Origin of the sequence: Vibrio sp. 1F169 (genome assembly GCF_041439605.1) — a bacterium.
GTDB classification, from domain to species: domain Bacteria; phylum Pseudomonadota; class Gammaproteobacteria; order Enterobacterales; family Vibrionaceae; genus Vibrio; species Vibrio tasmaniensis_A.
This window is the reverse complement of the sequence record NZ_JBGOOI010000113.1, coordinates 1-8,385: the sequence shown is the minus strand read 5'-3', so window position 1 is coordinate 8,385 and position 8,385 is coordinate 1. Positions and strand designations below refer to the sequence as shown.

Annotated in this window: 5 protein-coding genes; 2 read left to right on the top strand and 3 right to left on the bottom strand. The window is 44.5% G+C overall.

Annotated features, from left to right (window positions below):
- Window positions 1–367: 367 nt before the first annotated feature.
- Both ACED53_RS22215 and ACED53_RS22210 read left to right on the top strand, forming a co-directional pair.
- Window positions 368–1,585, top strand: coding sequence for an ROK family protein (locus ACED53_RS22215; RefSeq protein ID WP_017097686.1), 1,218 nt, complete (start codon window positions 368–370; stop codon window positions 1,583–1,585).
- Between the two features lie 167 nt (window positions 1,586–1,752).
- On the top strand, window positions 1,753–2,694 hold the full coding sequence (locus ACED53_RS22210; RefSeq protein WP_009848992.1) for a chemotaxis protein CheV: 942 nt from the start codon (window positions 1,753–1,755) through the stop codon (window positions 2,692–2,694).
- A 123-nt stretch (window positions 2,695–2,817) separates the two neighbouring features.
- On the opposite strand, the gene ACED53_RS22205 is transcribed toward ACED53_RS22210, so the two are convergent.
- From ACED53_RS22205 to imuA, 3 genes are all read right to left on the bottom strand, one after another.
- Window positions 2,818–5,910 carry an error-prone DNA polymerase gene (locus ACED53_RS22205; RefSeq protein ID WP_017100268.1) on the bottom strand — a complete coding sequence of 1,031 codons (3,093 nt, stop codon included), beginning with the start codon at window positions 5,908–5,910 and terminating at the stop codon, window positions 2,818–2,820.
- A 113-nt stretch (window positions 5,911–6,023) separates the two neighbouring features.
- Window positions 6,024–7,496, bottom strand: coding sequence for a DNA polymerase Y family protein (locus ACED53_RS22200; protein WP_017100267.1), 1,473 nt, complete (start codon window positions 7,494–7,496; stop codon window positions 6,024–6,026).
- Between the two features lie 3 nt (window positions 7,497–7,499).
- Window positions 7,500–8,207, bottom strand: coding sequence for a translesion DNA synthesis-associated protein ImuA (gene imuA / locus ACED53_RS22195; protein ID WP_017100266.1), 708 nt, complete (start codon window positions 8,205–8,207; stop codon window positions 7,500–7,502).
- Window positions 8,208–8,385 lie beyond the last annotated feature (178 nt).

Here is an 8,385-nt window from a genome sequence, read left to right as displayed (position 1 = left end):
TGCTTAGAATGACTAGGCTACTTCTCCCTCGCCGCGATTAAAACGCTTTTATCTCAAACAAAATTTAACCACGAAAGGTCAACGCGCCTTAATTAAGTATATGCATTAATTGATTATTTATTGGGAGCTAGAAGGATATTTCTTTATTTGTATCCAATTATTGAATTCAGGGCTCAATAACGATGTTTCATTGAGAAAATTAAGTCTCAATTTATCGATGTAGGTACTAATTTTTCTCGAACTATTTGACTAGATACACAAAGATTCATGTATATACGTGATACGGGTCACGGCGATATACCAAGTGACTTCACAATTACTTCGCAAAGTAAAAAAATTACCGCGTTGATGATTTCTGGAGCGTAAAATGTACATGGCTCAACCGGGCCATATTGATCATATCAAACAGGTCAATGCTGGTCGTGTATATAAACTAATTGACCTTAAAGGTCCTATTTCTCGTATCGATCTGTCCAAGCAAAGTGAGTTGGCCCCGGCGAGTATTACTAAAATTACCCGTGAACTCATTGAAGCTCACCTTATTCACGAAACGACGGTTCAAGAAGCCACGACTCGTGGGCGTCCTGCTGTCGGTCTGCAAACCAATAACGAAGGTTGGCAGTTTCTGTCGATGCGTCTTGGTCGCGGATACTTAACGATCGCGCTCCATGAATTGGGCGGCGATGTACTTATCGATACTAAGATTGATATTCATGAACGTGACCAAGACGATGTACTTGCGCGTCTTCTGCATGAAATTGATGAGTTTTTCCAAACTTATGCCGAGCAACTCGATAGGGTAACAAGTATTGCGGTTACGCTACCGGGGCTTGTGAATTCTGAGCAGGGGATTGTGTTGCAGATGCCACACTACAACGTTAAAAACTTAGCGTTGGGTCCTGAGATCTACAAAGAAACAGGTCTACCTGTCTTTATTGCCAATGATACCCGAGCGTGGGCATTAGCAGAGAAGCTGTTTGGTCACTCTCAAGATAACGATAACTCCGTTTTGATCTCGATTCACCACGGAGTAGGCGCAGGGATCATTCTCGACGGCCGAGTATTGCAAGGTCGCCACGGTAACATCGGTGAGCTGGGTCATATTCAGATCGATAGACAAGGCAAGCTTTGTCATTGTGGTAATCATGGCTGTTTAGAAACGGTTGCGAGTTCACAGGCTCTCCGTGAGCAAGTCAAAGAAAGACTGGCTAATGGCGAGGCATCATCACTAACGGCGTTTGAAGATGTCACAATTGAACAGATCTGCGCTGCTGCTGCTGATGGTGATCCACTGGCTGTTGAAGTGATTGAGCAGTTAGGTCGTTACTTAGGTGCCGCGATAGCGATTGTGATCAACCTGTTCAATCCTGAGAAAATTTTGATAGGTGGTGTTATCAATCAGGCTAAAAGCGTGTTGTATCCTGCGATTCAAAAGTGTATCGAAGAGCAGAGTTTATCGGTTTATCATCAAGATTTAGAGCTGGTGGAATCTCGATTCTATAAACAAGCCACCATGCCAGGTGCTGCGCTTGTTAAACAAGCTTTATATGATGGCCAATTGTTAATGAAAGTGATTGAAGGCTAACCCTTTTTTTATCGTTTTTAGCCTTCCTTTAACCCTTTCCATGCACTTAAACTATGTATAACAGCATTTGTTGTACTTAGTTTAAGCATCTGTGTATTTGCGCTTTGCTTTAACCTATCGAATTAGGCTATTGTAGCCACAGTTATTATTTGTCACTAAGGTGTTGTATGTCTGGCGTTTTAAATTCTGTTGATCAGAGAACTAAACTCGTCGGTGAAAACCGTCTGGAACTCTTGTTATTTAGCTTAAATAGTCGCCAACTATTTGCGATTAACGTATTTAAAGTGAAAGAAGTCTTAAAAGTGCCTGTACTCACTCGCTTGCCAGGCTCTCACCATCATATTACGGGTGTTGCTTCTTTACGTGGTGAATCTGTACCTGTGATTGACTTACGCAGTGCGATTGGTTTCCCACCATCACGTGATGAGACTCAAGAAAACAACTTGATCATTACCGAATACAACCGAACCGTACAAGGCTTCTTGGTTGGACAAGTTCGCAATATCGTGAATACGACATGGACAGAAATCCAACCGCCACCAAAGACTACGGGTCGAGCAAACTATTTAACTGCTATCACGCATATCCAAGAAGAAGAGCAGCACAAAATCGTTGAGATCATCGATGTTGAAAAGGTGTTAGCGGAGATCATCGACTACGATGTGTCGATTTCTGACGGTGTTCTAGATCAGCAGTTAGCGAATGAAATGGTTGGCCGTAATGTGCTTATCGTGGATGACTCTTCAACAGCACGCAACCAGATCAAAGGCACCTTGTCGCAACTTGGTTTGAACATTATCGAATGTTGTGACGGCTTAGAAGCACTGACTTTACTTAAGAAGTGGTGTGATGAAGGCAAAGACATCAATCAAGAAATACTGTTGATGATCACCGATGCCGAAATGCCAGAAATGGATGGCTACAAACTGACTCATGAAGTTCGAACTGATCCTCGAATGCATGACTTGTTTATTACGCTAAATACTTCATTAAGTGGTAGTTTCAATGAAGCCATGGTTGAGAAAGTAGGGTGTAATCGCTTTATTTCTAAATTCCAACCAGACCTCTTAGTTGAAGTAACTCAAGAGCGAATGCGTCAGATTTTGTAATTAATGCAGCTGTACGGAAGCGGACGTTGAGGTATAACTCAACAAATTGAATTTAAGGGAAGCGGATGCTTCCCTTTTTCGTTTCTAGCGTTTCTAGCGTTTCTTAGAGGGCAACTTGATTCGTTAATGAAAATCTCGGGATTTGGTGTTCAAACCAATAATGTCATCGGTAATATCGATGAGTTTACCCGCTATAACATGCACAACTTCGCCTTCCTTTTCTAATATTCCTTGTACTTTTAACGCTTTGGCTGTCAGATAAGCTTGCTGTTGAGAGCGCGCGGTTGCTCCCCATATCACGACATTAATATTGCCCGTGTTATCTTCTAATGTAACAAAGGTAACACCTGCCGCGGTTCCGGGAGCTTGTTTTCCTGTGACTAATCCAACAACCGTGACCATAGATTTGTGTCTTTGCTGTATTAAATCCTTCATGTGTGTGAATCGACCTAATCGTCCCGCTTCTTCTAGCAAAGTGATTGGGTGTTTGTTCAATGAAATTCCGACACTGGTGAAGTCTTCGAGTAGATCTTGCATCTCATTGGGTTTGTGCAGTGCATGTTCGTCATGTCCATCCCCAACATCGTCATAGACTTGGCTAAACAGAGGTAAATCAGAAGCGGAGTCCATGATTGTCCAGCGAGTCTGGAAGCGGTCTCCCGATACGTTATGTAGCGCATTGGCCGATGCCAGTAGCTCGATATCTTTCTTATTCATCGATAACTGTTTCACCTGGCTAGGGTGGCGATAACCGGATTGTGGACGATTGGCGAGCACGCTTTGAATCCCATGTTCGCTGAATCCTTTGATTTGTCGCAGCCCTAAGCGAATCGCTGAACCATTCTGATGAGCGATGACAGTGTGGTTGTCTTGTGAGGCGTTCACACATACCGGAAGAACTACCACATTGTGTCGTTGTGCGTCTTGTACCAACTGTGATGGGCTATAAAACCCCATAGGTTGGCTATTGAGCAAGGAAGCATAGAAGCATTCTGGGTAGTAGCATTTCAACCAAGCTGAGCAATAGGCTAGCACCGCAAACGAAGCAGAATGGCTTTCTGGAAAACCGTATTCGCCAAAGCCGCATATCTGTTTAAAGATCTGCTCAGCAAACTCTGTCTCATAGCCGCGTTTTTGCATTCCTTCGATGAGCTTGTTTTTAAACTTAAAGACGTTGCCATTTTTCTTCCAAGCAGCCATGGCGCGTCTGAGCTGATCTGCTTCTCCGCCGGTGAATCCTGCGGCAACCATCGCGAGCTTAATCACTTGTTCTTGGAATATCGGCACACCCAAAGTGCGCGACAGTACCAACTCCACGTCTTTAGATGGATAACTGATTGGCTCAATACCATCTCGACGCTTTAAGAATGGGTGAACCATATCGCCTTGAATAGGCCCAGGACGTACGATAGCAATTTGAATCACCAAGTCGTAATAAGTCTTCGGCTTAAGCCTTGGCAGCATACTCATTTGCGCACGTGACTCAATTTGGAATATCCCGACCGTATCTGCTCGCTGAATCATGCCGTAAACCTGAGGATCGTCCTTAAGGCGAGTGATCTCAGCAATGGTCAGTGATCGCCCGTGAATGCGTTTGATCAGGTCGAAACATTTACGAATCGCAGAGAGCATACCTAACGCGAGTACATCAACTTTCAGCAAGCCTAAGGTTTCTAGATCATCCTTATCCCATTGAATAATGGTTCGATCGTGCATTGCCGCATTCTCGACAGGAACCAGCTCATACAAAGGACCAGAAGAGATCACAAAGCCACCAACGTGCTGAGACAAGTGACGTGGAAAGCCAATGATCTCATTAACCAAATGGATAAACTGCTGTCCCTTCAAAGAATCAGGCTGTAGCCCCAATTGAGTGAGCTGAGCCTGCCAACCTAAGCTTTTGTCCCTGCGATTGGTGTTCTTAATGAAGTAGTCGAGCTGAGTTTCTTGTAGCCCCAATGCTTTACCGACATCTCTTACCGCACTTTTGAAGCGGTATGAAATGACAGTTGCGGCAAGTGCTGCGCGTTCTCTACCGTATTTTTTGTAGATGTATTGGATGACTTCTTCACGGCGCTCGTGCTCAAAATCGACATCAATATCAGGCGGCTCATCGCGTTCTTTACTGATGAAGCGTTCAAATAGCACTGAGATTTGTCTTGGGTCGACAGAGGTGATCTCTAGGCAGTAACAGACCACGGAATTGGCCGCTGAACCTCGACCTTGGTAAAGAATCCCTTGGCTTTTGGCAAACATGACGATGTCGTGGATCGTGAGAAAAAAGAAAGGGTAGTCAAGCTCGTCAATTAGCCCCAATTCTTTCTCTATGATTTGTTGAATGTCGTTAGGCACGCCTTGCGGGAAGCGAGTTCGTTTTCCTTTCTCGACTAACATGCGTAGATAACTCATGGGTGTCTCACCTTGAGGAATCAGTTCACTGGGGTATTCGTATCGCAAGCTATCTAAATCAAATTCACACAGCTCAGCGATACGATTGCTCTCTTCTAGCCACTCAGCTTTGAATATATGCGATAGCTTATTGATGCTGCGTAAACAGCGCTCGGCATTGGCGAGTAAGTGACTGCCCACTTCAGTAATGGGACGTTGGTATTTGATCGCAGTGAGTGAATGCTGCAAGGGTAAGCGGTTCGCGTTGTGCATCAGCACGCCACCACAAGCTGTAATCGGCAGTTGGTGATGTTGTGACAGCTCAACGCAGTAATCTGTGTATTGTTGGTCGGTTTGCTTTAGGTGTCGTTGTAAGCCGATCCAAAGCCGACCTGAATGGTGCTGGGAGAGCCATTGCCCCCAGTGCGCGTCTTCATTTTTCTGTTGAGGAAACCAAAGAATGAAGCAGTGTTTAGCCGACATGATATCCCACTCAGAGAGCTGATAATGTCCTTTGCTACTACGACGTCTCGCATTGGTAATAATACGACACAGCTCGGCGTAGGCTTGTCTATTCGGACATAACAAGACAACTTGGCACTCTTCATTTAACCAAAACATGCTCCCGACAATTTGCTTGAGCGACAGTTTATGTTGCTTGATTGCTGAGTGAACCTTAACGATGCCCGCGACTGAGCACTCATCAGTAACTGCGAGTGCTTTGTAACGTAAGAAGTCGGCCTGTAAAACCAACTCTTCCGCGTGCGAAGCTCCCTCAAGGAAGGAGTAATTACTTTGACAGAAAAGCTCTGAGTATTGCTGAGACATAACGTAATCTCACTTAACCATTGCGAGTGAACATGATTGAAAAGGGCGTTTAAATTGAGTAAATGGTGCGGGTTGGAGATTCAACTTTTGTTGGTTAGCTAAATAAGTGTTGGTTAGCTGAATAAGCCGTGTAAGAACCACTGTTTATCTGGTGTTCTAAATACCCATAACCATCGGCCGTTTTCACTGTGAGCAATAAAGTAGTCACGAATGATTTTCTCACCATCCCACCAGCCAGACACAATACGCTCAGGGCCTTGAGATAAGGTGACGCTTTCAGTTAGGGCTTCGGGCTCTGGCAGTAAAATACTGGGCCTGAGTCGCTGTTGGTTAATGCTGTTCGTTGTTGTGGCTTGTTGATCGAGTTCTTGTGGATCTCGCCCCTTTTTCGCCGTATGACTTAGTGTTGGGAGCGAATACTGATTGGCCTTTTCTGGCCTTGGGTCATGCTGTATTTTCGGTGTTTGAATACAGGCTTGCCCAAGCTTTGCTTGCAGTAATGAGAGCAAATCTAACGCGGCAAGTGTTCCTGTATTGCCATCAAAAAGATCACGGTAGGCCATTTGCGGTTCTCCATGACGAATTACGGAAAGGGTCAGTCCCTGTACGGGTGCTGTTATCTTGAGTGACTCTAAGGTTAGATGCGTTAGGTTTGCCCATTTGACTGCAAGGTAATCGCCCTGTGCTGAATAAAAAGAGACAGGGTGGTCGTCTTTATCCCTTAGGTGCAAAGTCAGCGTTAACTCGAAAGCCACTCGGTCACGTAACCTCAAAAAGCACTCGAGCTGATTCAACAATTTCAGCAAAGGCTTTTCAATAAATAGAATGTTTTCAATATCAAACAGCAGCTCCAAATATTGTTGGAAACTCTCTGGTGGGTGATAGAAATCAATCGGGTGCTTGAACTGCCCATTAAGACGACCAACATAGTTCACCAAGTCGATATCAAAGCGGCGCGCGACATCTTGCAGAGGCAGTGTTAATAAGTCTTCAACGACATTGATACCAACACGATTCAGGCGCTCAACTTGTTTAGCAGGCAGTTCGCTAGAACTTAGAGCTTGTTGGTTAACCCAAGTCTTCATCTGTTGAACATTGTTCGTTGCTTGGTTGATCGCTTGCTTACCCAAAAGGATCGCAGAAAGCGGTGAGTAACCCGTCGCAAAGTTGAACTGAATATTGAGCGTTTCTAAATGGCTTTTGAGTTCATGCCAGTAATTATCTAACCCATCGTAAAGCGACAACATGTTAGAGGCTTTAATCAACAAACCATTAGGTGGCAATAACGCCATATCGGAAGTGACCAGATAAGCCCATTGAGCAATCTCTTTCAGCTTATTTTTCTCTAGCTCAATACTGTAAGGGTGGACGTGTAAGTTATGGCAGAGCGCCGCTGCAGACCCTAGCCCCATGCCCAGTGTAATGCCTGATTGCAAAGCGGCTTGGTTAGCTTGCAGCACACGATGATCTTTCTCATCGACGATGATAAGAGGCTGATTGCGTGAATCTTCGTTCGAACCCAATTCATTAGAGTTAAACAAGGTGTCCAATTGTAGGGATGAGAAATGCAGATACAACCACAGCATACGTTAGCCTTGCTTCGCAATAGGGAAAGCCAGCACCGTGTTACCAGATAACGCGTGAATTGAGATGTTTTCATCGATGACTTTTTCTGTGAGTAACGGCCAGTTCTGGTTCATGTCCAGAATAAAACTGCCATACGACCAACTGCCTTTTCTCTTAGTCACCTCAACCTTTAACCCTTGGATGTGAGAAGACAGCTTCATGCTTAAAGAAACGGGCAGGGATAACTGATTATGGCTGGTGGCTTTAAAGTGAAATTGCAGGCATTTGCCCGTTTCGCTTGCTGCTTGTAAGCGTTTGGTTTGGTGGATTTCGAGATCGGCTCCCCATAACAATACAGAATGACAAGCACCACTCTTGAGGCATTGCTCGGCTGCCCATAATGCATCGAGGTCGCGTTGAGGCTCGATCACCAAGATGTTATCGAGCTCAATCCCTTGGCTGCTAAAAAACTCGGCACAGATCTTCCCTGGCGGGTTAATGAATATGGCCAGCTTCTGTGAGTTTTGCTGAGCTAAATAGGGGGTAAGCAGGCGCAGTTCACCGATCCCTTGTTGCGATTCAACCTCAATAACACCATGCGTCGGAAAGCCACCATCAAGCTGTTTATCCAGTTGAGGATAGCCTGTCGAAGTGGTGCTGCCTTGCGTTGTTGATTGTAACCCTTTCCAGATTAGCTGGCGGTCTTGTAAGTTTTTTATTAGTTCATGCATAATTAAATACCTGTATATTTATACAGTATATTTAACAATGAAAAAGATGCAAAGCAAAATGACGAAAATTAGGTGAACTAACTATTAGATGGTTGATTTAGATACAAAAAAAGCCGCTATTAAAGCCAACACCTATCATTTAAGGTGTTTAGATCGCACAGTGTAGCGAGTCTTACTA